At 61.5% G+C, this 26,316-nt stretch carries 23 protein-coding genes; 13 read left to right on the forward strand and 10 right to left on the reverse strand.

Annotated elements, in window-relative coordinates; genetic code table 11:
- The first annotated feature begins 25 nt into the window (after positions 1-25).
- A complete protein-coding gene (gene mltB / locus BN1120_RS17790) occupies positions 26-1,123 on the forward strand; it encodes a lytic murein transglycosylase B (RefSeq protein WP_042017338.1) in 1,098 nt (365 codons plus the stop codon).
- 45 nt (positions 1,124-1,168) lie between these two features.
- Here the strand turns inward: mltB and BN1120_RS17795 are convergent, their stop codons facing one another.
- Positions 1,169-1,651 (reverse strand): MarR family winged helix-turn-helix transcriptional regulator, encoded by a 483-nt coding sequence (locus BN1120_RS17795; protein ID WP_042017340.1) that lies wholly within the window; start codon positions 1,649-1,651, stop codon positions 1,169-1,171.
- Positions 1,652-1,745: 94 nt separating this feature from the next.
- Here BN1120_RS17795 and BN1120_RS17800 point away from each other — a divergent pair, with 94 nt between their 5' ends.
- Positions 1,746-2,627, forward strand: coding sequence for a DMT family transporter (locus BN1120_RS17800; RefSeq protein ID WP_042017343.1), 882 nt, complete (start codon positions 1,746-1,748; stop codon positions 2,625-2,627).
- A gap of 74 nt (positions 2,628-2,701) precedes the next feature.
- Here BN1120_RS17800 and pgm read toward each other — a convergent pair whose 3' ends face one another.
- Both pgm and seqA read right to left on the reverse strand, forming a co-directional pair.
- On the reverse strand, positions 2,702-4,351 hold the full coding sequence (gene pgm, locus BN1120_RS17805; RefSeq protein ID WP_010674109.1) for a phosphoglucomutase (alpha-D-glucose-1,6-bisphosphate-dependent): 1,650 nt from the start codon (positions 4,349-4,351) through the stop codon (positions 2,702-2,704).
- A gap of 53 nt (positions 4,352-4,404) precedes the next feature.
- The gene (gene seqA / locus BN1120_RS17810) at positions 4,405-4,914 is read right to left on the reverse strand and encodes a replication initiation negative regulator SeqA (protein ID WP_042017344.1); all 510 of its coding nucleotides are present in this window, start codon (positions 4,912-4,914) and stop codon (positions 4,405-4,407) included.
- A gap of 290 nt (positions 4,915-5,204) precedes the next feature.
- Between seqA and BN1120_RS17815 the strand changes: the two genes are divergently transcribed.
- From BN1120_RS17815 to fldA, 4 genes are read left to right on the forward strand one after another with little or no spacing between them, the layout of a single operon-like run.
- Complete coding sequence (locus BN1120_RS17815; RefSeq protein ID WP_042017347.1) at positions 5,205-5,969, forward strand: alpha/beta fold hydrolase; 765 nt, start codon at positions 5,205-5,207, stop codon at positions 5,967-5,969.
- Between the two features lie 55 nt (positions 5,970-6,024).
- The gene (locus tag BN1120_RS17820; protein ID WP_010674106.1) at positions 6,025-6,246 is read left to right on the forward strand and encodes a DUF2788 domain-containing protein; all 222 of its coding nucleotides are present in this window, start codon (positions 6,025-6,027) and stop codon (positions 6,244-6,246) included.
- A gap of 20 nt (positions 6,247-6,266) precedes the next feature.
- The gene (gene ybfE / locus BN1120_RS17825) at positions 6,267-6,563 is read left to right on the forward strand and encodes a LexA regulated protein (RefSeq protein WP_005325670.1); all 297 of its coding nucleotides are present in this window, start codon (positions 6,267-6,269) and stop codon (positions 6,561-6,563) included.
- A 40-nt stretch (positions 6,564-6,603) separates the two neighbouring features.
- Positions 6,604-7,128: a flavodoxin FldA gene (gene fldA / locus BN1120_RS17830; protein WP_010674104.1), complete on the forward strand. Its 525-nt coding sequence runs from the start codon at positions 6,604-6,606 to the stop codon at positions 7,126-7,128.
- 68 nt (positions 7,129-7,196) lie between these two features.
- Here fldA and BN1120_RS17835 read toward each other — a convergent pair whose 3' ends face one another.
- The gene (locus BN1120_RS17835; RefSeq protein WP_010674103.1) at positions 7,197-7,670 is read right to left on the reverse strand and encodes a DUF4442 domain-containing protein; all 474 of its coding nucleotides are present in this window, start codon (positions 7,668-7,670) and stop codon (positions 7,197-7,199) included.
- Positions 7,671-7,901: 231 nt separating this feature from the next.
- Here BN1120_RS17835 and fur point away from each other — a divergent pair, with 231 nt between their 5' ends.
- On the forward strand, positions 7,902-8,330 hold the full coding sequence (gene fur / locus BN1120_RS17840; RefSeq protein WP_010674102.1) for a ferric iron uptake transcriptional regulator: 429 nt from the start codon (positions 7,902-7,904) through the stop codon (positions 8,328-8,330).
- 99 nt (positions 8,331-8,429) lie between these two features.
- Here the strand turns inward: fur and glnS are convergent, their stop codons facing one another.
- The 3 genes from glnS to nagE form a co-directional block, all read right to left on the reverse strand.
- Complete coding sequence (glnS, locus tag BN1120_RS17845) at positions 8,430-10,091, reverse strand: glutamine--tRNA ligase (RefSeq protein ID WP_010674101.1); 1,662 nt, start codon at positions 10,089-10,091, stop codon at positions 8,430-8,432.
- Positions 10,092-10,433: 342 nt separating this feature from the next.
- Positions 10,434-13,097: a beta-N-acetylhexosaminidase gene (locus tag BN1120_RS17850; RefSeq protein ID WP_042017348.1), complete on the reverse strand. Its 2,664-nt coding sequence runs from the start codon at positions 13,095-13,097 to the stop codon at positions 10,434-10,436.
- A 122-nt stretch (positions 13,098-13,219) separates the two neighbouring features.
- Positions 13,220-14,674 carry an N-acetylglucosamine-specific PTS transporter subunit IIBC gene (gene nagE, locus BN1120_RS17855; RefSeq protein WP_039039841.1) on the reverse strand — a complete coding sequence of 485 codons (1,455 nt, stop codon included), beginning with the start codon at positions 14,672-14,674 and terminating at the stop codon, positions 13,220-13,222.
- A 272-nt stretch (positions 14,675-14,946) separates the two neighbouring features.
- Here nagE and nagB point away from each other — a divergent pair, with 272 nt between their 5' ends.
- Genes nagB through nagC form a run of 3 tightly spaced genes read left to right on the forward strand, consistent with a single transcriptional unit; the run spans position 14,947 to position 18,121 of the window.
- On the forward strand, positions 14,947-15,747 hold the full coding sequence (gene nagB / locus BN1120_RS17860; protein WP_010674098.1) for a glucosamine-6-phosphate deaminase: 801 nt from the start codon (positions 14,947-14,949) through the stop codon (positions 15,745-15,747).
- Positions 15,748-15,756: 9 nt separating this feature from the next.
- The gene (gene nagA, locus BN1120_RS17865) at positions 15,757-16,902 is read left to right on the forward strand and encodes an N-acetylglucosamine-6-phosphate deacetylase (RefSeq protein WP_039039842.1); all 1,146 of its coding nucleotides are present in this window, start codon (positions 15,757-15,759) and stop codon (positions 16,900-16,902) included.
- A gap of 4 nt (positions 16,903-16,906) precedes the next feature.
- Positions 16,907-18,121 carry a DNA-binding transcriptional regulator NagC gene (nagC, locus tag BN1120_RS17870; protein ID WP_010674096.1) on the forward strand — a complete coding sequence of 405 codons (1,215 nt, stop codon included), beginning with the start codon at positions 16,907-16,909 and terminating at the stop codon, positions 18,119-18,121.
- A gap of 143 nt (positions 18,122-18,264) precedes the next feature.
- On the opposite strand, the gene BN1120_RS17875 is transcribed toward nagC, so the two are convergent.
- The 3 genes from BN1120_RS17875 to aspS form a co-directional block, all read right to left on the reverse strand.
- A complete protein-coding gene (locus tag BN1120_RS17875) occupies positions 18,265-19,890 on the reverse strand; it encodes a phosphoethanolamine transferase (protein ID WP_042017349.1) in 1,626 nt (541 codons plus the stop codon).
- Positions 19,891-20,333: 443 nt separating this feature from the next.
- Positions 20,334-21,074 (reverse strand): YebC/PmpR family DNA-binding transcriptional regulator, encoded by a 741-nt coding sequence (locus BN1120_RS17880; protein WP_010674094.1) that lies wholly within the window; start codon positions 21,072-21,074, stop codon positions 20,334-20,336.
- A 100-nt stretch (positions 21,075-21,174) separates the two neighbouring features.
- Complete coding sequence (aspS, locus tag BN1120_RS17885; RefSeq protein ID WP_042017350.1) at positions 21,175-22,941, reverse strand: aspartate--tRNA ligase; 1,767 nt, start codon at positions 22,939-22,941, stop codon at positions 21,175-21,177.
- A 427-nt stretch (positions 22,942-23,368) separates the two neighbouring features.
- On the opposite strand from aspS, the gene BN1120_RS17890 reads away from it, so the two are divergent.
- The 3 genes from BN1120_RS17890 to cmoB all read left to right on the forward strand — a co-directional run bounded on the left by BN1120_RS17890 (position 23,369) and on the right by cmoB (position 26,269).
- Positions 23,369-24,217 (forward strand): DUF72 domain-containing protein, encoded by an 849-nt coding sequence (locus BN1120_RS17890; protein ID WP_042017351.1) that lies wholly within the window; start codon positions 23,369-23,371, stop codon positions 24,215-24,217.
- Between the two features lie 333 nt (positions 24,218-24,550).
- Complete coding sequence (gene cmoA / locus BN1120_RS17895) at positions 24,551-25,288, forward strand: carboxy-S-adenosyl-L-methionine synthase CmoA (protein ID WP_042017352.1); 738 nt, start codon at positions 24,551-24,553, stop codon at positions 25,286-25,288.
- Positions 25,289-25,291: 3 nt separating this feature from the next.
- Entirely contained in the window at positions 25,292-26,269 is a 978-nt protein-coding gene (cmoB, locus tag BN1120_RS17900; protein ID WP_042017353.1) for a tRNA 5-methoxyuridine(34)/uridine 5-oxyacetic acid(34) synthase CmoB, read from the forward strand.
- Positions 26,270-26,316 lie beyond the last annotated feature (47 nt).

The raw sequence follows: 26,316 nt of genomic DNA on the forward strand, positions 1-26,316 counted from the left end.
TCTTTTTCAGGCTCACGAGAACCCTATGCGTCGCCTTGTCTGTGTCCTCTCCCTGTTTCCCCTGATCTACGGCTGCAGCAGCACGCCGGCGCCCAAGCCCGTGGTCAAACCCCAACCCAACAGCGCCTTCATCAACCAGACGCCGCCGAGTAAACCCTTCTACGGACAGGTGAGCCAGCCCGGGGTCAGCAAGGGGGACTTCGCCAATCGTTCCAACGTGGACAACTTCGTGCAGCGGATGGTGCAAAAGCACGGTTTCGACGGCGCCGAGCTGCACCGGGTACTGGCCCAGGCCGAGCGTTATGACTGGATCATCAAGCTGATGGACGCCCAGGCCCCCACCACCAGACCGCCCACCGGCCCGACCGGTGCCTGGAATCGCTACCGCGCCAAGTTCATCACCCCGGACAACGTGCAAAACGGCGTCAACTTCTGGCGTGAATACGAGAGTGAACTCAACCGGGCGCAGCAGATCTACGGGGTGCCACCCGAGATCATCGTCGGCATCATCGGGGTGGAAACCCGCTGGGGTCGGGTGATGGGCAAGACCCGCATTCTCGACGCCCTGGCGACCCTGGCATTTGACTACCCGCGCCGCGCCGACTTCTTCACCGGCGAGCTGGAAGCCTTCCTGGTGATGACCCGGGATGAGGGGATGGATCCCACCGAACCCAAGGGCTCCTATGCCGGGGCCATGGGCTACGGCCAGTTCATGCCGTCGAGTTTTCGCAACTACGCGGTGGACTTCAACGGCAACGGCCACACCAACCTGTGGGATCCGGTGGATGCCATCGGCAGCGTGGCCAACTACTTCAAGGCCCACGGCTGGGAGAAAGGGCAGCCGGTGGCGGTGCGTGGTCAGGGACAGCTGCCGGGCTATGAGCACGGCTTCCAGACCCGCTACCCGGTGGCCACCCTGCGCGGTGCCGGGCTGGCTCCTACCGGCAATCTGGGCAACCACAAGGAGGCGAGCCTGCTGCGTCTGGATGTCGGCACCGGTTACCAGTACTGGTACGGCTTGCCGAACTTCTACGCCATCACCCGCTACAACCACAGCACCCACTACGCCATGGCGGTATGGCAGCTTGGCCTTGCCGTCAGGGATGCCAGAGGCGGCTACTGAGCCAGCCTCAATGCCAACGAAAACGGGCCCGATGGGCCCGTTTTGCTATTCGTTTTCCAGCAACCAGCGCTTGAGCAGGGCCGCCAGCTGCTCCTGTTCGGCCAGGCTCAATGGGGCCAGCAGGCGACGCTCGTTTGCCACGTGCTGCTCCACCGCATGGTCAACCAGCTCCCGCCCCGGCTCCGTCAGGCAGACCAGCAGGCTGCGCCTGTCATCGGGGGAGGCTTCACGTCTTATCAGGCCACGCTGCTCCAGCTTGTCGAGCCGGGCCGTCATGGCCCCTGAACTCAGCATGGCGGACTGGTAGAGCGCGGTCGGGGTCAGCGGCTCGCCGGCCCGACGCAGGGTCGCCAGGATATCGAAATCGGACCCCAGCAGACCGCACTCCTTGAGGGTCTCGCTCACTTCGCGCCCGGCGATCGCCGCCATGCGCGCCACCCGCCCCAGCACCCCCATGGGGGTGCAGTCGAGGTCCGGGCGCTGCCGGGCCCACTGGGCCAGCAGCTGATCTACATGATCACTCTCCATTGGGGCTCCATTATCTTTACATGAAGATACTTGATAATAAACCAACTCGCGACTAATGTATCTTCACTTAAAGATACTTTGTTGCGAGATAACCATGCCACTGCTGATCGCCCTGCTCGCCCCCCTGCTCTGGGGCAGCACCTATGCCGTCGTCAGTCTCTACCTGACCGACTACTCCCCCTACTGGGTGGCCGTGTGGCGCGCCCTCCCCGCCGGGGTGCTGCTGCTGTTGCTCCATCCCCGCAGGCCGCCTCTCGTCTGGAGCAGGCAGTTCCTGCTGGCGTTTTGCAACATCACCGCCTTCTTCGCCCTGCTGTTCGTGGCGGCGTTTCGCCTGCCCGGCGCCGTGGCGGGTACGTTGGGAGCGACGCTGCCCCTCATCCTGATGGGGCTGGCCTGGCTGCAAGACGGTGTCAGACCGACGATCAAGTGGCTGTTGCTGGGGGTGATGGGGCTCGTCGGGGTGCTCTTGCTGCTCAATCCCTCTGCCAATCTGGATCCCGTCGGCGTGGCGTGCGCCCTGCTCGCCACCCTGCTTATCGGCCAGTCGAGCCGCTGGATGCAACGCTGGCCGGTGGACGATCTGCTGGCCCTGACCGCCTGGCAGCTGCTGCTGGGCGGCCTGATGCTGATCCCGCTGGCCTGGTGGCTGGCCGGCCCCATGCCCCTGCCCCGGGCTGACGCCACTCCCGGGCTTATCTGGCTGGTGATCCTCAATACGGCTCTGGCCTACTGGGCCTGGCTCTGGGGACTCAAACGCCATGGCCCGGAGGTGATGGGGATGCTGGCCCTCACCAACCCCATGGTGGCGGTCTCCTGCGGTGTGCTGATGGTGGGAGAAACCCTGGATGGCCGTCAGTGGCTCGGCATCGGCATCATCCTGCTCTCTCTCTTCCTGATGAAGCTGCCGGCCCGCTCCTTCCTCAAGCGCTGGCAGAACCGCAAGGCCGCCACCGGCAGCGTCGACAACGGCTGATCCGCAGTCAACCCGACACAAAAAGAAGAGGAGCCACCAGGGCTCCTCTTTCACATGGGTTGTTGCCGTAAGGGTCAGACGCCGGCCTTGGCCAGGGCGGCGGAGACAATCTGCTGGGCTTCCTGCTGGATGAGGTCCAGGTGCGCCTCCCCCTTGAAACTCTCCATGTAGATCTTGTAGATGGACTCGGTACCGGAGGGGCGCGCCGCGAACCAGCCGTTCTCGGTCACCACTTTCAGGCCGCCGATGGCGGCATCGTTGCCCGGCGCCTTGGTCAGCTTGGCGAGGATGGGCTCGCCAGCCAGGGTGGAGGCTTCCACCAGGGCCGGATCCAGCTTGGAGAGCACCGCCTTCTGGGCGCTGTTGGCCGGGGCATCGATGCGGCGGTAGCTGGAGCGGCCGAATCTGGCTTCGAGCGCATCGTAGTGGGCCTGGGGATCCTTGCCGGTCACCGCCAGGATCTCGGCCGCCAGCAGCGCCAGGATGAAGCCATCCTTGTCGGTGGTCCAGACGGTACCGTCCTTGCGCAGGAAGGAGGCACCCGCGCTCTCCTCGCCGCCAAAGCCGAACTCGCCGCTGTAGAGACCGTCCACGAACCACTTGAAGCCGACCGGCACCTCTTTGAGGGTGCGACCGATCTCGCCGGCCACCCGGTCGATCATGGAAGAGGAGACCAGCGTTTTGCCGACGGCCGCCCCCTTGGGCCAGCCGGTTCTGTGGGTGAACAGATACTGGATGGCCACCGCCAGATAGTGGTTCGGGTTCATCAGGCCCGCCTTGGTGACGATGCCGTGACGGTCGTAGTCAGGGTCATTGCCAAGGGCGATGTCGAACTTGTCTTTCAGGGCAATCAGGCTCGCCATCGCGAACGGGCTGGAACAGTCCATCCGGATCTTGCCGTCTTTGTCCAGGGTCATGAAGGAGAAGGTCGGGTCGACCTTGTAGTTCACCACCTCGATGTCCAGACCGTAGCGCCTGGCGATGACGTCCCAGTAGGCGACGCCGGAGCCACCCAGCGGATCCACGCCGATCTTGATGCCAGCCTGCTTGATGGCGGCCAGATCCAGCACGTTTTCGAGATCATCCACATAAGGGGTGACATAGTCGTGTTCCACCACGAACGGGCTCTTGAGGGCCTCGGCAAACGGCATCCGCTTCACGCCGGCCAGGCCCGCTTCCAGGATCGCGTTGGCGCGGTCTTCCACCCACTTGGTGATCTCGCCTTCGGCAGGACCGCCGTGGGGCGGGTTGTATTTGAAGCCACCATCTTCCGGCGGGTTGTGGGACGGGGTGATCACCACGCCGTCCGCCTGGGCCACGGGTTTGCCTGCGTTGTGGCGCAGGATGGCATGGGAGATGACCGGGGTCGGCGTGAAGCCGAGGCCGGCCTGAATGCGGGTCTCGACACCGTTGGCCGCCAGCACTTCCACCGCGCTGGCAAAGGCGGATTCAGACAGGGCATGGGTATCCATGCCGACGAACAGCGGCCCCGTGATACCGGCCTGCTGGCGGTACTCCACCAGCGCCTGGGTCACCGCCAGAATGTGGGATTCGGTGAAGGCGCTGTGCAGGGCGCTGCCGCGGTGACCGGAGGTGCCGAAGGCGACCCGCTGCTCAGGGCGGCTCATATCCGGCTTGTTGAGGTAGTAGGCGCTGACCAGACGGGGAATGTTGGTCAGATCGCAAAGACGAGCCGGCTGACCGGCGTGGGAATGCTGTGCCATGGCGTTTTCCTTGAGCTGAGCCTTGCCCGGCAAGGCCTGAAGTCATTGATGGGTTAAACGGCGCCGCACACCCGAGCCGTCAGATCCTCGTCATAACCCATGCTGTTCATGAGCTGGGCCACCATGTTCTGCTTGCGGCTGGTATTGGTATTGGTGATCACCCAGAACGGGGTCTCCGGTACCGGCTTGGGCTTGGTGGTGCTGCCACTGGCACGCAGCGCTTCCGGGTCACGGGAGAAGTAGACGCGCTTGCGCCCTTTTATCTCGGTCGCCTGGGTGAAGCCTTCCGGGTTGTCCCGATAGAGGGTGCTCAATACCAGCATGAAGCGGTTGATGGACTTCTCTTCTTTCTGAAGCTCGCCGGAATCCAGCAACGCCTCCAGCCCCAGGGCATCAGCCACGGGTTGCGGTTGCATCGCAGGCGCGGCCGCCACGGTTGCCGTGCCGGCCTGGGCGGGTTGCTCCAGCAGGCGACGCAGGATATCGGACGCACTCTCGCCGATGTGCCGGGTCTGGCTCGCGATAAAGAAGTAGAGATCGTCATCAAGCTCGATGGTTTTCATAGGGATGCGCTGGACTCGTCGAAATTCGGATGCGGCGATTATACATAGACAGACCCGGCAGCCCAAGCAAGGGGCAGACAGATGTGCATGAATCTCCTTGAGAATACGGCATAATGACGGGCCAAGTGTGTGATCCCCCGCACTGATAGCCGATCCCGGGGCGATATTTTTGAAAAAAAACCACAAAAAAATCCCCCACCAGGAATGAAATCCTTTTCTTTCAGTGTGTTAAAAAGTATGGCGATAGAGCCCACGACCGATAAGGTGTCATTTTGCAACAATATCCACGATTGAACTTCAAGGATCAGGGCGAAGGCCCGACTGTCGTGCTGATCCATGGCCTCTTTGGCAGCCTGGACAACCTCGGCCTGCTGGCGCGCCCCCTCAGCGAACAATACCGGGTCATCAGCGTCGATCTGCGCAATCACGGTGCCTCCTTTCACTCGGACGAGATGAGCTACCCGGCCCAGGCGGCGGACATCCTGGCCCTGCTGGACCATCTTGGACTTGAGCAGGTGGCCCTGGTGGGCCACTCCATGGGGGGCAAGGTCGCCATGCAGGTCGCCAAGCAGGCCCCTCACAGGGTCAGCAAGCTGGTAGTGGCGGACATCGCCCCGGTGGCCTATCCCCACGCCCGCCACAAGAACGTGTTTGCCGGGCTCAATGCCACGCTGGCCACGCCCCCCCAGAGCCGCAGCGAGGCGGAAGCCATGCTGGCCGAGCACATCGAGATCGCCGGGGTGCGCCAGTTCCTGCTCAAATCCTTCGCCAAAGGGGAGTCTGGATGGGGGTGGCGTTTCAACGTGCCGGCCCTTGAGCGCAACTACGCCAACATCATGGGCTGGCCCGACGATGAACGCCGCTTCGAAGGCGCGACACTCTTCATCAAGGGGGGCGACTCCGACTATATGCTGCCCGACTACACCGGGGCCGCGATGGCCCAGTTCCCGGCCGCCAAGGCCCGCGTCATCGCCGGCACGGGTCACTGGCTGCACGCGGAAAAGCCGGTTTTGTTCAACAAACTGGTTGTGGATTTCCTGTCGACAGGCGGTTAACAGTTTCAAATCCTTTGTGATATAGTGCGCCCGTCTTAAGGAGTGCGCGCAATCCATGCTGAGTGAACACATCGATCTCATCGAGAGTCTGGGCCTGAAACTGTTCTTCGTGGCCATCTTCCTGCTGATTGGTCTGGCCATTCAGGACGTGCTCAAACGGGGCAATGTGCCCCGCTTCGGCCGCTTCATCGTCTGGCTGGTGCTGTTTCTGGGTTGCGCGGGTTTTGTCGCCAAGGGGCTGATCGAAATGGGCTGGGAAGGCTCAGGGATCGGCTAACTACTTTTCATCTGTGATGTATGGCCAAACAGCAAACTGATCGAACAACACTGGATCTGTTCGCAACTGAGAAGCGCCCCGGCAGGCCAAAGACCAATCCACTCCCCCGCGAGACCCAGCTCAAGATCAACAAGCGCAACCAGCTCAAGCGCGATCGTGAGAACGGGCTGAAACGGGTCGAGTTAAAGGTGGAAGCCGAGTTGCTGGAGCGCCTGAACCAACTTGCGCTGCAACAGAACGTCAGCCGAGCCGAGCTGATCCAATCTATCCTGAAGCAACAGATCGAGTCTGCTCATGCAGCAGGCATCGCAATCTGAACCGTCAAGCATCAACACCAGATACGGGTAACGAAACACTATGGCTAGTGTAGGTCTGTTTTTCGGCAGCGATACCGGTAATACCGAAGCTGTCGCCAAGATGATCCAGAAAGAACTGGGCAAACAACTGATTGAAGTCCGTGACATTGCCAAGAGCAGCAAGGCCGACATCGACAGCTTCGATCTGCTGATGTTCGGCATCCCGACTTGGTACTACGGCGAAGCCCAGGCCGATTGGGACGACTTCTTCCCCGAACTCGAAGAGATCGACTTCAACAACAAGCTGGTGGCCATCTTCGGATGCGGCGATCAGGAAGACTATGCCGAGTACTTCCTCGACGCCATGGGCACCCTGCGTGACATCGTCGAAGCCAAGGGCGCCATCATCATCGGCCACTGGCCGACCGCGAGCTACGAGTTCGAAGCCTCCAAGGCGCTCGTGGATGACAAGCACTTCGTGGGCCTGGGCATCGACGAAGATCGCCAGCCGGAGCTGACCGCCGAGCGCGTCAAGGGTTGGTGCAAACAGCTGCACGAAGAGATGTGCCTGGGCGAGCTGGAGTGATCTGATCTCCCTCCCTCTTCATGCAACAAGGGCCCCGACGGGGCCCTTGTTGCATCTGCAGCAGGCATTCAGCCCCCCCTGTGCTGGGGCTTGGATCTGACATAGAGGGTGCGCTTCACCTGGGCCACCAGCTCGCCCTGGCCATCCTGCACCTGCACCTCGAACTCGGGAAAGTGCTTCTCTCCCCCCTCGGTCGCCGCCACGATCGACGCCAGCTTGGCGTCGCTCAGGGTGAACTCCGCCACCAGTTTGCCCTTGCCCGGCTTGATGAAATTGATGCTGCCCGCCTTGTCCCACACGTAGTAGCGGTTCTTGAAATAGCCCATCAGCATCAACGGGTAGATGGGATCCGTCATGGCGAACATGCTGCCGCCGAACTGGGTCCGGTTGGCATTCTTGTTCCACCAGCGGGACTTGAGCGTCACCCGGCAGAAGCGGAAATCGGGGCTCAGGGTTTCTATCTTGATGCCTGCGCCCCAGAAGGGGGGCCAGGCGTTGAGGGCGCAGCGCACCCAGGCGGCATTGCCGAAAAGCCAATCCATGGATCTCATCCGACCAGACTATAAAGAAGTCACATAGTATCAACATTCTCTGGTCGAGCAAGCGGGCCTGAATATTCCCATGACGGGCTTGATGATCTAAAGCCCTTGAATTGCTGGGTTTATTTTTAACTTGGCTACGACCTATAATGACAGGCCAAGCGAGTTCGTGGTTGCCATTACAGCGGCAGTCAATCAGAATAACCACACCTTCGAGAATGCGAATAAATAGAAATGGCAGACAACAACCAAGCGTTAAAAAAGGCCGGGCTCAAGATCACCTTGCCCCGTGTCAAGATCCTGGAAATCCTGCAACAGCCTGACTGCCAGCACACCAGTGCGGAAGATCTGTACAAACGGCTGATCGATCAGGGCGAGGAGATTGGTCTCGCTACCGTTTATCGCGTTCTCAACCAGTTTGATGATGCCGGTATCGTCACCCGTCACCATTTCGAAGGGGGCAAGTCGGTGTTCGAGCTCGCCACCCAGGAGCACCACGACCACCTGGTCTGCCTCGACTGCGGCAAGGTGATCGAGTTCTCCGACGAGGTGATCGAACAGCGCCAGCGCGACATCGCCAAGGCGCACAACATCCGCCTGACCAACCACAGCCTTTACCTGTATGGCCACTGCGCCAACGGTGACTGCAAGCACGACGATTGATTCGGCCGGGTCAGCGCAATAAAAAAGCCAGCATGATGCTGGCTTTTTTGTGTCCGCAATCCGGACCAGAAGCGGCAGGGTCTCCCCTGCCCTCTTCTATCAGGCCTCGGCCTTGCCCCAGACGTCACGCAGGGCCACGGTGCGGTTGAACACCAGGCGCTCGGCGCTGGAGAGCTTGTTGTCGGCGCAGAAGTAACCTTCACGCTCGAACTGGTAGGCAAACTCCGGCTTGGCATCCTTCAGGGAAGCTTCCACCCGGGCCCCTTCGATGATCACCAGGGATTCCGGATTCAGAGCCGCTTCGAAGTCATCCTCGGCGCCCGGGTTCGGCACCTTGAACAGACGGTCGTAGAGACGCACTTCGGCCGGCAGGGAGTGAGTGGCGCTGACCCAGTGGATCACCCCTTTCACCTTGCGGCCGTCCGCCGGATCCTTGCCCAGGGTCTCGGGGTCGTAAGAGCAGTAGATGCAGGTGACCTTGCCGTCGGCATCCTTCTCGACCCGTTCGGCCTTGATGACGTAGGCGTTGCGCAGGCGCACTTCCTTGCCCAGCACCAGACGCTTGAACTGCTTGTTGGCTTCCTCTTTGAAGTCCGCCTCGTCGATGAAGATTTCGCGGGAGAAATGCAGCTCACGGGTCCCCATCTCCGGCTTGTTCGGGTGCGCAGGCGCCGTCAGCACCTCGTCCGCCGCCAGGTTCTCGATCACCACCTTCACCGGGTGCAGCACGGCCATGGCGCGCGGGGCGTTCTCGTTGAGATCGTCGCGGATGCAGGCTTCCAGCATGCTCATCTCGACGATGTTGTCCTGCTTGGTCACACCGATGCGCTTGCAGAACTCGCGGATGGAGGCCGGGGTGTAACCACGGCGGCGCAGACCGGAGACGGTCAGCATGCGCGGATCATCCCAGCCGTTCACGTGCCCCTCGGTCACCAGCAGGTTCAGCTTGCGCTTGGACATGACGGTGTATTCGAGGTTCAGACGGGAGAACTCGTACTGACGGGGGTGACAGTCGATGCTGATGTTGTCCAGCACCCAGTCATACAGGCGACGGTTGTCCTGGAACTCCAGGGTACACAGGGAGTGGGTGATCCCCTCCAGGGCGTCCGAGATGCAATGGGTGAAGTCATACATCGGGTAGATGCACCACTCGTCACCGGTCTGGTGGTGGTGGGCAAACTTGATGCGATAGATGACGGGATCGCGCATCACCATGAAGGGGGATGCCATGTCGATCTTGGCGCGCAGGCAGGCGCTCCCTTCGGCCATCTCACCGTTCTTCATCTTGGCGAACAGGGCCAGGTTCTCTTCCACGCTGCGATCGCGGAACGGGCTGTTCTTGCCAGGGGCGGTCAGCGTGCCGCGGTATTCGCGCATCTGCTCCGGGGAGAGCTCGTCCACATAGGCCAGTCCCTTCTCGATGAGCTCGATGGCATAGCCGTGCAGCTTGTGGAAATAGTCGGAGGAGTAGCAGATCTCGCCGCTCCACTGGAAGCCCAGCCACTGGACGTCCTGCTTGATGGACTCCACGAACTCGATGTCTTCCTTCGCCGGGTTGGTGTCATCGAAACGCAGGTTGCACTGACCCTGATAGTCGCGGGCGATGCCGAAGTTCAGGCAGATGGATTTGGCGTGGCCGATATGGAGATAACCGTTCGGCTCCGGCGGGAAACGGGTATGCACGCTGCTGTGCTTACCGCTGGCCAGATCTTCATCAATGATCTGACGAATAAAGTTAGTTGGGCTGTTCGCCTGACTCATGGCTCACCTCAAAAATGCGTCACTGGCGGACGTTGTGCCGGCTGGCACCCTCATACCCCCGCCGTCAAGCCGGGTATGATCCCTCATTACGCGCCCTGCCTCAACCTGAATTTGGCCAATTCGGGTCATTGGCGCACCAAAAACGGCGAAACGGGAGAAATTGCAGAGATCCTGGTTAAAAAAAGCCCCGCACGGGGCGGGGTCTCAAGTGATGAAAAACAGACAAAACACACACAACAAAGGTTCACACGCAGAGTCAACCTTTCCCAAACCCGATGGCCATCGACCTTGGGAAAGGCGGGTCTTGCGACCCACCTTGCGTTATGGATTGAAGGCTAGCTATCAGTTCAGCTCGGTGACGCGGCTGGTGCGCTTGCCATCGAAGCTGGTGGTACGCAGGTAGACCTTGCCATCCACGGTCGGCTTGGCGGCAGCGTCGTAGGCGCTCCAGCTCTTGCCATCCAGGCTGTACTGGATGGGCAGACCCGGCAGATCCACATTCGCTTCCAGCACACCGTTCACCACCTTGGCACCCGGTACGGAGAGGCGATATTCCACCCCGGCCTGGTCCAGTTTCGGCAGTACGCGCTGACCCAACACGTTGGCAAACTGGTTCCACTCCTTGTTCAGGGTGGCCTTGTTCACGTGCTTGGTGGTGCCGGAGAACTCGCGACCCTTCACGTAATCGAGCTCGAAGCCGCCCTTGTGCCAGGCGCGCTCGGCCACGGAGAAGATGCGCGGATAGACCATGTATTCGTACTGGGCATCGGTGCGCACGGTTTCACTCCACTGCTGACCGGAGATCCCCTTGAACTTGACCGGATCCTGGTCACCCTTGGCCACGAAGGCGTTGCCATCGCGGTCAACCGAGGTCTCGGCGTTCTGCGGCAGGTTTTCCGGGGCGAAGGCGAACACCTTGCGGGTGTCGTTGAAGCGGGTTGCCCAGTAGTAGCCGCGCTCAGCCGGGTGTACCTCGTTCGGGAAGTCGAAGTAGAGGTAATCCGGGTTGGAGAGCACCACGTCATAGCCCTTGTGCGCCCACTTCATCGCCTCGTTGAAACCACCCCAGTAGAGGGTTTCCCAGAAGTTGACCCGTGTCTTGTCGGTGGCGAATACGCTGGCATCCGTGGCGTACTTCAGGCCATCTTCCCACGCCTGCAGGGTGGAGAAGCCGTGGCCCTTGACCATCTCGCTCACTTCCTTGGCAAAGTAGACCGGCAGCTCGGCCACATCCTTGATCTTGCCATCGTCGATCATCTTCTGGCACATGGGGGACTTGCCGAACGGCTTGTCCTGCTTGCTGGAGTCGACGTTGCCCTTCCAGGCCACCAGATCTTCTTTCTTGGTGACGGCCGGATCCTGGTAACCACCGCCCTGCATGATGTTCTTCGCCTCGTCACCACCGTAGTGCCAGGCGGTCAGCGGCTGGCCGGCGGCCTGGTGCATCTGGGCCACTTCGTCCATCACCTTGGCCACGAAGGTGGCGGCACCCGGCTGGCAGGGGTTGATGAAGGACATCTTGTCGTAGAACTGCACCGAGGTGACGTTGGAGGTATCGGCCGGGTCAGTCAGACGGAACTGGTTGGCCTCGGCTTCTTTGCCCTCGCTCATCAGACGCTTGTAGCGTGCCTCCATGGAGACCACGGCGGCACGGGCGTGGGCCGGCATGTTGATCTCGGGGATCACTGTCACACCGCGGGCCTTGGCATAGCGTACCAGGTCGATGTAGTCCGTCTTGCTGTAGAAACCGGAGCCCTGGTTGTCGCTGGTGGGGCCGGAGCCAAGCTGCGGCATCAGGCACTTGGTTTCGGACTCGTCATGGCAACGCTGGCTGCCGACGTCGGTCAGCTCCGGCAGGCCCGGGATCTCCAGACGCCAGCCTTCATCGTTGGTCAGCCCCAGGTGCAGCACGTTGAGCTTCATGGCGGACATCTGGTCAACCAGCTTCTTCATGGTCTCCGGGCTTCTGAAGTGACGGGCCACGTCGGTCTGCATGCCACGGTATTCAAAGCGCGGCGCATCCTCGACGCTCATCTGGCTCACCAGCTTGTCGTCAACCCCCAGCAGAGAGATCAGGGACTGGGCGCCCCAGAAGGCGCCGTCAACGTCGTGCCCCTGAATGACGGTGCCCTTCTTGCCGATGGTCATGTCGTAGCCTTCGGCCTGCTTGAGCTTGCTGCCGAGCTTGATGGTGACCGGGTAGCCGGTGTCGGAGAGGGTAACACCCAGCTTGGTCAGTTGCGCCTTCAGGGCCTCGGCGCGATCGCTCGGCAGGTCAAGGGCATTGAGCTTGATGGTGGAGAAGTCGATTTGCGGGCCGGCCTTGACCACCTGCTTCATGGGGCTTGGCAGGATGCGGTCGTCAATCTTGCCGGCAGGCAGCAGGGTGCTGGTCTGGTTCGCGGCGAAACGGGTCTCGCTGTTCATCAGGATGTTGTTGTCATCCTTGGTGCGCTTCCAGCCATCGGCAGGCATCGGCTTCTCGTAGGTGCTGGCATCGTCGATGTTGCTCATGCTGGCCAGCACTTTCGGCTCGGCCCCTTCACTGGCGACATACCAGTTCGGCATGATGTCAGATTCGAACAATACCCAGTATTCCACCACCAGGGGCACCTCGACCGTGGCGTCCTTGGCAAAGCCCTGGAACTTCTCGGTCGGCGTCAAACGATAGAGGTCGCCGGTCAGGTGGGTGATGGTGAACTGGTCGTTGTCCACCCGCTGGATGCGGCGGATGGAGGAGACATAGATGCTCCAGTCCTTGGAGGTGACGTCGGCACCGGTATTGGTCAGGTGCAGCTTGGCAACGCCGCAGCTCGCCCACTCGGAGCCCAGCGCCTGGCAATCAAGACCGGCGCCGGCACCGTCATTGGTGACGACTTCGTACTTGACGACGAGGTTGCTGGCGAGGGCGTCGACCACCGCTTGCCTGGCAGCATCGGCTGCAAGTGCGGGACCGGCGAAAACGGTAGACATGGCAATGGCTAACAGAGAATGTTTCAAGTTCATAACTGCTGCTCTCATTTGAAGTAAAGGTTGGATTTTCTTGGCTTTTTTTATATGGGGCCCCGAGGCGGGGCCCTTAGTTATGTCAACAATGGACTTAGACTTGAGGTGAGCGAGTCGCTCGATTAACGCAGGGCTTTCATCTCACCGGCGATGATCTCGGCCAATGGGCCCAGAATCACCTGCAGGTTCTGCTCACCGAGCTTGACCACACCGGCCGCGCCCAGGGCTTTGAGCTTGCGCTCATCGACGATGCTGCGGTCTTTCAGGGTCAGACGCAGACGGGTGATGCAGGCATCGATGGTCACCAGGTTCTCCTGACCACCCAGCACTTCCAGATACTGCTTGGCCAGCTCGGTGCGGTCGGTGGTTTGAGCCTGTACCGGCACGGCTTCGTCATCTTCACGACCCGGGGTTTTCAGGTTGAACTTGGCGATCACGGCGCGGAAGACCACGTAGTAGAGGCCGAAGAAGACCAGACCCTGTACCAGCAGCATGTACCACTGGGTCGCCAGCGGGTTGCGGCTGGAGAGCACCATATCCACCAGACCGGCGCTGAAGCCGAAACCGGCGATCCAGTGCATGGAGGCTGCGATGAACACGGAGATACCGGTCAGCAGGGCGTGGATGACGTACAGTACCGGCGCCACGAACATGAAGGAGAACTCGAGCGGCTCGGTCACCCCGGTGAAGAAGGCGGCAAAGGCGGCAGCGATCATGATGGACGCAACCTTCTCTTTGTTCTCTTTCTTCGCGCTGTGGTAGATGGCCAGTGCGGCACCCGGCAGACCGAACATCATGATGGGGAAGAAGCCGGCCTGGTACATGCCGGTCACGCCCACGACTGCCTTGCCGGCGTCGATGGAGGATTGGCCACCCAGGAAGTTCGGGATGTCGTTGATGCCGGCCACGTCGAACCAGAACACGGAGTTCAGGGCGTGGTGCAGACCGACCGGGATCAGCAGACGGTTGAAGAAGGCATAGATGCCGGCACCGGTGGAGCCCATGCTGACGATGGATTCACCGAAGCTCACCAGGCCACCGTAGATGACCGGCCAGACGGCCATCAGGATGAAGGAGACGACGATCATCACCACGGAGGTCACGATCGGCACCAGACGACGACCGGAGAAGAAAGCCAGCGCCTTGTGCAGCTCCACGCTGCTGAAGCGGTTGTAGAGCTCGGCGGCGATGACACCACACAGGATGCCGACGAACTGGTTGCTGATCTTGGCAAAGGCTGCCGGCACCTGGTCGGCCGGGATACCTTTGATCTGGGCCACGGCGCCCGGGCTCAGCAGGGTGGTGACCACCAGGAAGCCGACCAGACCGGCCAGCGCGGCGGAACCGTCTTTATCCTTGGACATGCCGTAAGCGACGCCGACGGCGAACAGAATGGGCATACTGTCGATGATGGCGGCACCCGCCTTGATCAGAAACGCAGCCAGAGGGCTTCCGCCACCCCAACCGTTCGGGTCAATCCAGTAGCCAATCCCCATCAGGATCGCGGCGGCAGGCAATACCGCTACCGGCACCATCAGGGCACGGCCGATCTTTTGCAAATAACCGAGAATGTTCACGGTTCCTCTCCTTAGTTGGTGTTTTTCTAGAAATTAAGTGCTTATCACGTTCGACGCATAAGCCATCAAGGCTTGATTGGCAGTCTATGTGTTTTATTTCGCTGCGCAAATTAATAAACCAGCTTTCGTGATCATTATCACTCAACAGAGATAAAGGTAGCCGATAGATGTGGCTTAGTTCGCAATCTTTATTTACGCTATAAAACAACTTGAATCCGTGTCTGGTCCCTTGCCGTCACTCCCTGTGCGGCAACCGTACTGAGGTATATAGAATGCGCCTGATCCCGTTGAAGTCTGCCAGCCAGGTGGGTCTCTGGTCTGCCCGTTACATCGTTGACCGCATCAATGCGTTCAAACCCACTGCCGAGCGCCCCTTCGTGCTGGGTCTGCCCACTGGCGGCACCCCGCTCAACACCTACAAGCGCCTGATTGAGCTGCATAAAGCCGGCGAGGTGAGCTTCCAGAACGTGGTCACCTTCAACATGGACGAGTACGTGGGGCTGCCCAAGGAACACCCGGAGAGCTACCACAGCTTCATGCACAACAACTTCTTCAATCACGTGGACATTCGCCCGGAAAACATCAACATCCTCAATGGCAACGCCGAGGATCTGGTGGCCGAGTGCCAGCGTTACGAAGACAAGATCAAGTCCTACGGCAAGATCCACCTGTTCATGGGCGGCGTCGGCAATGACGGCCACATCGCCTTCAACGAACCGGCCTCTTCCCTGGCTTCCCGTACCCGGGTCAAGACCCTGACCGAAGACACCCGCATCGCCAACTCCCGCTTCTTTGGCGGCGACATGGAGCAGGTGCCCAAGCTGGCCCTGACCGTGGGTGTCGGCACCCTGATGGACGCCGAAGAGATCCTGATCCTGGTGGTCGGTCACGCCAAGGCCCAGGCCCTGCAGGCTACCGTGGAGGGCAGCGTCAACCACATGTGGACCATCTCCACCCTGCAACTGCATCCGAAAGGGATTGTGGTGTGCGACGAACCTTCCACCATGGAGTTGAAGGTCAAGACGGTGCGCTACTTCCAGCAACTGGAAGCCGACAATATCAAGCACCTCTGAGGAGCTCCCATGTACGCTCTGACTAATTGCACTCTCTACACCGGCAGCTGCGTGCTGACCGGTTATGGCGTGGTCATCGATGGCGACAAGATTGTCGCCATCTCCCGCCAGGCAGAACTGCCCGCCGGCATCGAGCAGATTGACCTCCAGGGCGCCAACCTCAGCGCCGGCTTCATCGACGTCCAGCTCAACGGCTGCGGTGGCGTCATGTTCAACGGTCACATCACCACGGACACCCTGGCCACCATGCAGGCGGCCAACCTGAAATCCGGGACCACCAGCTTCCTGCCGACCCTGATCACCAGCCCGGATGCGGACATGAAGCAGGCCGTCGCCGTCACCCGCGACTACATGGCCGCCCACCCCAACGAGGTGCTTGGCGTCCATCTGGAAGGGCCCTACACCAACCTCAAGCGCAAGGGGATCCACCCGGCCGAACAGATCCGCCAGCCCGCCGACGAGATGATCGACTTCTTCTGCGACAACGCGGACGCCATCGCCAAGATCACCCTGGCGCCAGAGCGCAACAAGCCCGAGCACATCCGCCGTCTGGTGGAGGCCGGCATCCTGGTCTCCGCCGGCCACACCGCCGCCAACTACGATCAGGCCATGGCGGGCTTTGACAACGGCATGCGCTTTGCCACCCACCTCTACAACGCCATGACCCCGACCCTGAATGGTCGCGAGCCCGGCGTGGTCGGTGCCATCTACGATCGCAAGGATGTCTATGCGGGCATCATCGTCGACGGCCACCACGTACACTGGGCCAACGTGCGCCTGGCACACAGGATGCTGGGGGAGCGGCTGGTGCTGGTCACCGATGCAACCGCGGCGGCAGGTGCACCGGAAGGCTTTGAGAAATTTGATTTTTGCGGCGCAACCGTCTATTTCCGCGATGGTCAGTGCGTCGATGAGAATGGTACACTCGGCGGCTCCGCCCTCACCATGATCGAAGGGGTGGAAAATCTGGTCAAACAGGTCGGATTGCCGCTCGACGAAGCACTGAGAATGGCCACCCTTTACCCCGCTCGCGCCATTGGATGGGACTCGCGTCTCGGTAGTATCCAGGTCGGAAAAATTGCCAACCTCACCGTCTTTGATCAGGCCTTCGCGGTCTGCGGGACCGTGGTTAACGGACACTACACAACACAGTGACACTATGACTGGCGGACAAATAGCAAACGTAGATCTTATCAAGCAGGTAAACAGTGCGGTCGTCTATCGCCTCATTGACCTGCAGGGGCCCATCTCGCGGGTCAAAATTGCCGAGTTGAGTCAGCTGGCCCCGGCCAGCGTGACCAAGATAACCCGGCAACTGATCGAGCACGGCCTCATCAGGGAAACCTCGCCGCAGGCCTCCACCGGCGGGCGCCGCGCCATCTCCCTGACCACCATCAAGCATCGCTTCCAGTTTGTGTCCGCCAAGCTGGGTCGCGGCTACCTGCAGCTCTCCCTGTATGACCTCGACGGCAAGGAGCTCGATCAGCACATCACCCAGGTGACCGAGATCGAGCAGCAACCCGTGGTGGACATGCTGCTGCGGGAGATTGGCGCCTTCATCGACGCCAATCAGGATCGCAGCCGCAACCTCATCAGCATCGCGCTGACCATGCCGGGTCTGGTCAACCCGGAATCCGGCATGGTCATCTACACCCCCACCTACCAGATCCGCAACCTGGGGCTCGCCAAGCTCCTGGAGCACCACTTCAACCTCCCCTGCTACGTGGGCAACGACACCCGTTCACTGGCGCTGGCCGAGCACTTCTTCGGCGAGTCCCGCGACTGCATGGACTCCATCCTGGTGAGTGTCCACCAGGGGACGGGCTCGGGCATCATCACCAAGGGCAAGGTGTTTCTTGGCCAGAACCGCAACGTCGGCGAAATAGGCCACATCCAGGTCGAACCCCTTGGCAAGCGCTGCCACTGCGGCAACTTCGGCTGCCTCGAGACCATCGCCTCCAACGAGGCCATCGTCGACAAGGTGAAGGAGCTCATCAGCCGCGGTCACCTGAGTTCGCTGCAAGAGAAGCACATCACCATTCAGGAGGTGTGCAAGGCGGCGGTGGCCGGTGACGAGCTGGCCCGCAGCGTGATCGAGAACGTGGGGGAGCACCTGGGGCGCGCCATCGCCATCACGGTCAACCTGTTCAACCCCCAGAAGGTGCTCATCGCCGGTGAAATCACCGCCGCCGAAGAGATCCTGATCCCGGCCATCCGCCGCTGTGTCGAGCACCAGTCTCTGCCAAGTTTCCATCGCGGCCTGCCCATCGTGAAGGCGCGCTTCCAGAACCAGCCCACCATCGGCGGCTTCGCCCTGGTCAAGCGCTCCCTGCTGGAAGGGGATCTGCTGCAGATCATCATGGAGCAAAAGTAAGGCCCACCCCTTCGGACACGAAAACGGCAGCCAGTGGCTGCCGTTTTTTTATGGTCTGTTTTCGCAGGTTTACCTCGCTCTACAAGGTTTGAACAGAGCGTAGGTTCGATGAGCCCCGTAGCGGCGTAATCGGACGCCGTAGTTCACCCCGCCCGGCACGGTTTGAACAGATCCAGCTTGCCGTCATAGACCTGGGTCTGCACGTCCATGATACCGAGCATGGAGTGGAACAGGTTGTCGTGGGAGAAGCGCTTGCTGGCTGCCTCCTGTTGCAGGCAATCCAGATTGAGCTGACGGTCCGCCTGCAACTGGGGAGAAAACCAGGTCAGGAGCGGCACCCGGGTCTGATCGTCCGGTGCGAACTTGTAGGGGGTGCCGTGCAGATAGAGCCCCATGGCGCCGAGGGATTCACCGTGATCCGACAGATAGACCAGCCCCACGTTGTACTGGCTCTCCAGGCTCTTGAGCTTGTCGATGAGCTGGGCCAGCACCTTGTCGGTGTAGCGGATGGTGTTGTCATAGGTGTTCACCAGCTCTTCGTTACTGCAGTTCTCGATGTCGCTGCGCGGGCAGTCCGGCAGGAAGACGCGATCGGCTGCCGGGTAGCGGCGATAATAGGTCGGACCGTGGCTGCCCATCAGGTGGAAGGCCACCAGCTTGCTGCCCTGCTTGCCCTGCATGTCGGCGATCTGCTGATCCAGCCCCTGCAACAGCACCTCGTCATGACAGGCATTGCCGGAGCAGTATGCGGGGAATGCCTTGGGCTCAATCTCGATGGTGGGGACGTTTTTGCACACCCCCTTGCAGCCGCCGTCGTTCTCCTTCCAGAGCACCGAGATCCCGGCATGTTGCAGCACGTCCAGCAAGCCATCCTGGGACTGGGCCCTGGCCTCGTCATAGCCGCGCCGGGTCATGTTCGAGAACATGCAGGGTACGGAGAGCGCCGTGGCGGTGCCGCAGGATCGCACGTTCCTGAACGAGACCACATTGGCCTCCTTCTCGGTGAAGCCGTTGGTCTCCTTCGTGTAGCCGTTGAGGGAGTAGTTCTGGCTGCGGGCCGTCTCCCCCACCACCAGGAACATCAGGGTCGGCTTCTCGTGCTGGCCGATCACCCTGGCATCGGTGCCGATCTGCTGGTAGGGAATGGGAGTGGCGAAGACCACATCCCGGGCGTACTTGTAGAGCCCGTGCACATAGTTGGCGGGCACTATCTCCTTGCCGAGGGACTTGTTGTTGCGCCCGACCGAGGCGTAATCCTGGTAATAGAGGGCGGCAGCCCCCATCAGAAACAGCAAGGAGAGGGCGATGGAGCCGAGGCGCAGACCCAGCCCCTTGTACCAGGGACGGGGATACTCAATCTTCACCCACAGCAGGACCAGTACCGGCAGCAGGCCGGTCAGCAGGAACCAGAGCACCACGGAGCCGTTGAGGTAGGAGCCCGCCTCCCCGCTGTTGGTCTCGATGATGTTCTGCATCATGCCCATGTCGAAGATCACCCCGTACTTGAGCATGGCGTAGCTGACGAGGGAGCCGGTCATGATGAGCAAGGCGAAGAAGGGCTTGAGCAGATAACGGAAGGTAAAGGGCAGGAACACCGCGTTGAGGGCCGCCACCAGTACCAGGGGAATGGAAAGGACAAACCCCGCCTTGACGTGTTCAAGGGCGCTGAGAATGCGATAAAAGTGCAGGAAAATGGGCCAGTTGAAGACCAGTGCAAACAGCAGCACCAGCAACAGATTGACCTTCATCACTCCCAGAGTGAGACGCATAGAGAGACTCCGACAAACCAGTGGAACTAACAACCTGCCAGCAGGCTTCGTGGTGACCATCCCGACACTCGGCCCTGAAAAACAGGAAAAGAGCCAGGGAGGTCCAGATACGGGGTCATCCTAGGACGGCAAACTTAAGCGAACATTAAGAGAGGAAATCGAACCACAAGGGGAGGTGCGCGGTCTGGCACATAAAAAAACGGCAGCCCGGGCTGCCGTTTTGCGAAGGTGAACAAGGTGTTGCACCTGTGTGTTCGCGAACCTGAACAGGGTCGCGAGCGGCCGGCGATCTCGCCGGAGCCGGGGAAGAGGGCCGTTGTGGTCGCCCTCCCCTTGCCCTGGGGGATCACAGCGCTCCCGAGAGGCAATCACAGGGTCGCGGCAATCTCGTCGGAGCCGGGGAAGAGGACCGTTGTGGTCGCCCTCCCCTTTGCTCTGGGGGATCACAGGGTCGCGGCGATCTCGTCGGAGATGGAGCCGTTGTGGTACACCTCCTGCACGTCGTCCAGATCTTCCAGCATGTCGATGAGGCGCATCAGCTTGGGCGCGGTCTCGGCATCCAGTTCCGCCTCGGTGGAGGGGATCATGGTCACTTCGGCGCTCTCGGGCTTGAAGCCGGCGGCTTCCAGACCGTCCAGCACGGTGCCGAAGTCGTTCGGAGTGGTGTAGACCTCGATGGTGCCATCTTCTTCGGTCACTACGTCGTCGGCACCGGCTTCCAGCGCGGCGTCCATCAGGGCGTCTTCATCGGCGCCCACGAAGGTCAGCACCCCCTTCTTGGTGAACAGATAGGCCACGGAGCCGTCGGTCCCCAGGTTGCCGCCGCACTTGCTGAAGGCGTGACGCACTTCGGCCACGGTACGGTTGCGGTTGTCGGTCAGGCACTCCACCATGACGGCGGAACCGGCCGGGCCGTACCCTTCGTACACGATGGTCTCGAGCTGCTCGCCGTCACCGCCGCCGGCCCCACGGGCGATGGCGCGGTTGATGGTGTCGCGGGTCATGTTGCTGGTCAGGGCTGCCGCCACCGCCGCACGCAGGCGGGGGTTGTTGGCAGGATCGGCATCACCCAGACGCGCGGAGGTGGTGATTTCGCGGATCAGCTTGGTGAAGATCTTGCCGCGCTTGGCGTCTTGCGCCGCCTTGCGGTGTTTGATGTTGGCCCATTTACTGTGACCTGCCATAGGGACTCTCCGTTATAGTTGGAAATTTCAGTAACACTGGTATCGACCAGGGGGAAACGGGAAAGGCCGCATCGCTGCGGCCTTTGTTGCCGATAACGGCTTATTCGTCACCCTTGACGGTGGTCGCAATCGCCAGCTCGCCCAGTTGGGCCGGGTTGGCAAAGCTCGGGGCGTCTGTCATCAGACAGGCGGCCGCCGTGGTTTTCGGGAAGGCGATGACATCCCGGATGTTGTCGGTGCCAGTCAGCAGCATGCTGAGGCGGTCCAGACCGAAGGCCAGGCCGGCGTGGGGCGGGGTGCCGTATTTCAGGGCATCCAGCAGGAAGCCGAACTTCAGACGCTGCTCGTCCGGGGTGATCCCCAGGATGTCGAACACGGTGGACTGCATCTCGCTGTTGTGGATACGCACAGAGCCGCCACCCACTTCGTAGCCGTTGATCACCATGTCGTAGGCGTTCGCGTAAGCGCCCACCGGATTCGCTTTCAGCTCGGCCGGGCCCAGGTTGCTCGGGGCGGTGAAGGGGTGGTGCATGGCCGCCAGGCCGCCTTCGCCATCTTCTTCGAACATGGGGAAGTCGATGACCCAGAGCGGCTTCCAGACGTTCTCCACCAGGCCCAGATCGCGGCCCACCTTCAAGCGCAGGGCGCCCATGGCATCGCACACCACCTTCTTGGAGTCGGCGCCGAAGAAGATGATGTCGCCATCCATCGCACCGGTGCGGGCCAGGATCTCGCGCACGATGGCGTCAGAGAGGAACTTGGCCACCGGGGACTGCACCCCTTCGATGCCGCTCCCGGCGTCGTTGACCTTCATCCAGGCCAGGCCCTTGGCACCGTAGATGCCGACGAACTTGGTGTACTCGTCGATCTGCTTGCGAGACAGCTCCGCGCCGCCCGGTACCTTCAGGGCCGCCACACGGCCTTTCGGATCCTTGGCGGGGCCGGCGAACACGGCGAACTCCACCTCGGTCAAGAGATCTGCCAAATCGACCAGCTCCATGGGCAGGCGCAGGTCCGGCTTGTCGGAGCCGAAGCGGCGCATGGCTTCGTCGAAGGTCATGATGGGGAAGTCACCCAGGTCCACGTTCAGGATGTGCAGCCAGAGCTTGCGGATCATCTCTTCCATGATTTCACGCACCTGGGGCGCGGTCATGAAGGAGGTCTCCACGTCGATCTGGGTGAATTCCGGCTGGCGGTCGGCACGCAGGTCTTCGTCGCGGAAGCACTTGACGATCTGGTAGTAGCGGTCGAAGCCGGACATCATCAGCAACTGCTTGAACAGCTGGGGGGACTGCGGCAGGGCGTAGAACTTGCCCTTGTGTACGCGGCTCGGCACCAGGTAGTCACGGGCCCCTTCCGGGGTCGCCTTGGTCAGCATCGGGGTCTCGATGTCGAGGAAGCCGTGCTCGTCCATGAAGCGGCGCACGAAGGCACTGGCCTTGGCACGGGTCTTCAGGTACTTGGCCATCTCGGGGCGACGCAGATCCAGGTAGCGGTACTTGAGGCTCACCTCTTCGCTGTTGACCTGGTTGAAGTCAAGGGGCAGCGGCTCGGCACGGTTGATGATGGTGAGCTCGTGGGCGAACACCTCGATGGCACCGGTGGCCATGTCGCTGTTGCGCTGGGAGTCGGGGCGGGTACGCACCACGCCGGTCACCTGGATGCAGAACTCGCCGCGCAGCTCGGAGGCCAGGGCAAAGGCGTCCGGCTTGTCCGGATCGAAGAACACCTGCACGATGCCCTCGCGGTCGCGCATGTCGATAAAGATGAGGCCGCCGAGATCACGACGACGATGGACCCAACCGCACAATGTAATGGTCTGCCCGGCATGGGCCTCATTGACCTGTCCGCAATAGATAGAGCGCATGGACTTCTTCCTTCGAAATGGTAGAGAGACGGTTCATCCTGGGTCGCCGGGCACGACTGGCAAGCACCGTCTGTCTCACAGCTGGCCAGATCCTGCTTCTTGCCCGGTTTGAAATCTGTCTCGGGTCATCCGGCTCCCCGAGCCGGATTCTTGCCGCCGCCCCAGGCAGGCCCCCGCTCCCGACCGGGATGACGAGTGGCGCCGGGGTATCGGCTGGCGTCGTTGTCTGGCCACTGCCGGGCCGCGATCATCGTCACCCGGGGGCTCGGTCGCGCGCATTACGACAATGTGGCAAACAAAAGGGTTGGCATTATAGAGGAAAACCTCCATTTGGGTAAAATGGCCCGCAGCCCCCTTTACCCTGTTTTTTGTTGTTCTGGCGCAAAAAGGAGGGCAAAAGTCCGCCAACCTGCCGACAGGAACCATCATGAGCCTCTATTTGGGCCTGCCCCAGTGGTCACACCCGGCCTGGCCCGGCCAGTTGCTGGGGATGAATGCCAGGCCCGCCGAGCACCTCGCCGACTATGCCAGGGTGTTCAACTCCGTGGAGGGCAACACCACCTTCTACGCCTCGCCGACCCCGGAGACGGTGCAGCGCTGGGCCGATGCGGTCCCCGACCACTTTCGCTTCAGCTTCAAGTTTCCCAAGGAGATCAGCCACCAGAGCGATCTGGTGAGCGTGGACAAACAGGTGACGGCCTTCATCCGCCTGCTGGCCCCCCTGCATGGCAAGCTGGGGCTGCTCAAGCTGCAACTGCCCGCCCGCTTCGGGCCAGAGGGGCTGGCCCGTCTGGATGCCTTCTTCGCGCGGCTGCCCCAGGATTTCACCTATGCCCTCGAGGTGCGCCACCCCGATTTCTTCGCCAAGGGGGAGGCGGAACGGGCCCTCAACCGGATGCTGATGGCGCGGGGCATCAATCGCATCATGCTCGACAGCCGCCCGCTCTTCTCGGTGCCCGCCACCACGGCCGCCATGATCGATGCCCAGGGCAAGAAACCCAGGTTGCCGGTCCATCTGCTGGCCACGGGGGGTGCCCCGGTGGTGCGCCTGATTGGTTTGCCTCAAATCGAGGACAATCACCCATTTTTGCCACCATGGTTGCCACATTGGAAACAATGGCTTCAGGAGGGCAAGGATCTCTACCTCTTTGTCCACACCGCCGACAATGCCCGGGCCCCCGAACTCGCACGGCAGATCAGCCGCCTGCTCGGCCAGGAGATGGCCCCCTGGCCGGGAGAAAACGATCGCGCCCGCCAGGGGGTGCTGCCCTTTTGAGCGGCCCCCTCCCCGCCCCTTCTCCGTCCCCAAAAAAAGCCGCTTTTTTTGTGGTCCCACCGGGGTTGGCGTCAAGACAAACGCCCGCCTTTCCTCTACACTAGCGCCCCAAGTAAGGTCCCGGGCCTGGGTGCATGGCAATGCGTTGCCCACCCCAGCCCGGCACCCTGAGGGCCCGGACCATGGCCCGTTGCGAACAGGGGCAGCCCGAAGGATCCCGGAGCAAGCCACCCCGTTCGTCAACCGGTGACGACGCCATTTCGATGCCCGTCCACCCAAGATTCAATTGAATAAAACAGCCGCCTACCACACCGGCTGTCAGGTTGCGTCAGCATGCACGATCAGATTTTTGCCGCCCCCATCGCCCGTCTGGGAGACTTCTGCTTTGACGAGCAGGTCGTCGACGTCTTCCCCGACATGATCCAGCGCTCGGTGCCCGGTTACAGCAACATCATCTCCGCCATCGGCATGATGGCCGCCCGCTACGCCCAGCCCCAGAGCCGCCTCTACGATCTCGGCTGCTCCCTCGGCGCCGCGACCCAGGCCATGCGCCGCCACGTCACCCAGCCCGGCTGCCAGATCACGGCGGTGGATCTCTCCCACCCCATGATCGAGCGGGCCCGCGCTCACCTCTCGGGCTTCAAGTCCGAGGTGCCGGTGGAACTCATCGAGGCGGACATCTGCGACATCCCCATCGAGAACGCCTCCGTGGTGGTGCTCAACTTCACCCTGCAGTTCGTCGCCCCCGAGAAGCGAGCCGCCCTCATCGCGCGCATCTTTGACGGCCTGCGCCCCGGCGGCATCCTCATCCTGAGCGAGAAGTTCCGCTTCGATGACGAGCAGGTCAACGAGCTGCTCATCGACTTGCACCTCGACTTCAAACGGGCCAACGGCTACAGCGAACTGGAAATCAGCCAGAAGCGCACCGCCCTTGAGAACGTGATGCGCACCGACACCCTTGCGGTCCATCAGGCGCGCCTGCGGGACGCCGGCTTCACCCACCTGGACCTCTGGTTCCAGTGCTTCAACTTCGGCTCCATGATTGCCATCAAAGCCAGCGACACCAACTAAGCCATGATCGATTTCGCCCATTTTTATCAACTGATCGCCAAGAACAGGTTGAGCCACTGGCTGCACACCCTGCCCGCCCAGCTGCACGCCTGGCAGCACGACAACCTGCACGGGGATCTGCCGCGCTGGAACCGCGCCCTCGCCAAGCTGCCCGTCGTGGCCCCCGGCCGGATCGAGCTCAAAGAGCGGGTCGCCATCGGCGGCTCCGATAGCCTGGGAGAGGGTGAGCGCAAGAAGACCGAGAGCCTGTTGCGCCAGCTCATGCCCTGGCGCAAGGGCCCCTTCCATGTGCACGGCATCCACATCGACACCGAGTGGCGCTCCGACTGGAAGTGGGATCGGGTGCTGCCCCACATCAGCCCGCTCCAGGGCCGCTACGTGCTGGACGTGGGCTGCGGCAGCGGCTACCACCTCTGGCGCATGGTGGGGGAAGGGGCGAAACTGGCGGTCGGCATTGACCCGAGCCCGCTGTTCCTCTGTCAGTTCGAAGCCATTCGCCACTTCATGGACAACGACCAGCGCGCCCACCTGCTGCCGCTCGGTATCCAGGAGCTGCCGGCGCTGCGCGCCTTTGACACCGTCTTCTCCATGGGGGTGCTCTATCATCGCAAGTCCCCCATCGAGCACATCGAGCAGTTGCGCAACCAGCTCAAAGACGATGGGGAGCTGGTGCTCGAGACCCTGGTGGTGGACGGCGACGAAAACCAGGTGCTGATGCCCTCCGATCGCTACGGCAAGATGCGCAACGTCTGGTTCCTCCCCTCGAGCGCGGCCCTCACACGCTGGGTCGAGCGCTGCGGGTTCACCGATGTGCGCATCGTCGACGAGAATATGACCAGCACCGACGAACAGCGTCGTACCGACTGGATGATTAACGAGTCCCTGAGTGACTATCTGGACCCACACAATCCTGCACTCACGGTCGAAGGATACCCGGCACCCAAACGTGCCGTACTGATCGCCAGAAAGGCCAAAGACTAGCCGATGGCGGCTGTGGAAGTTACACTGACCCAATTCCAGGAAGCACA

It is taken from the genome of Aeromonas caviae, from assembly GCF_000819785.1.
GTDB classification, from domain to species: domain Bacteria; phylum Pseudomonadota; class Gammaproteobacteria; order Enterobacterales; family Aeromonadaceae; genus Aeromonas; species Aeromonas caviae.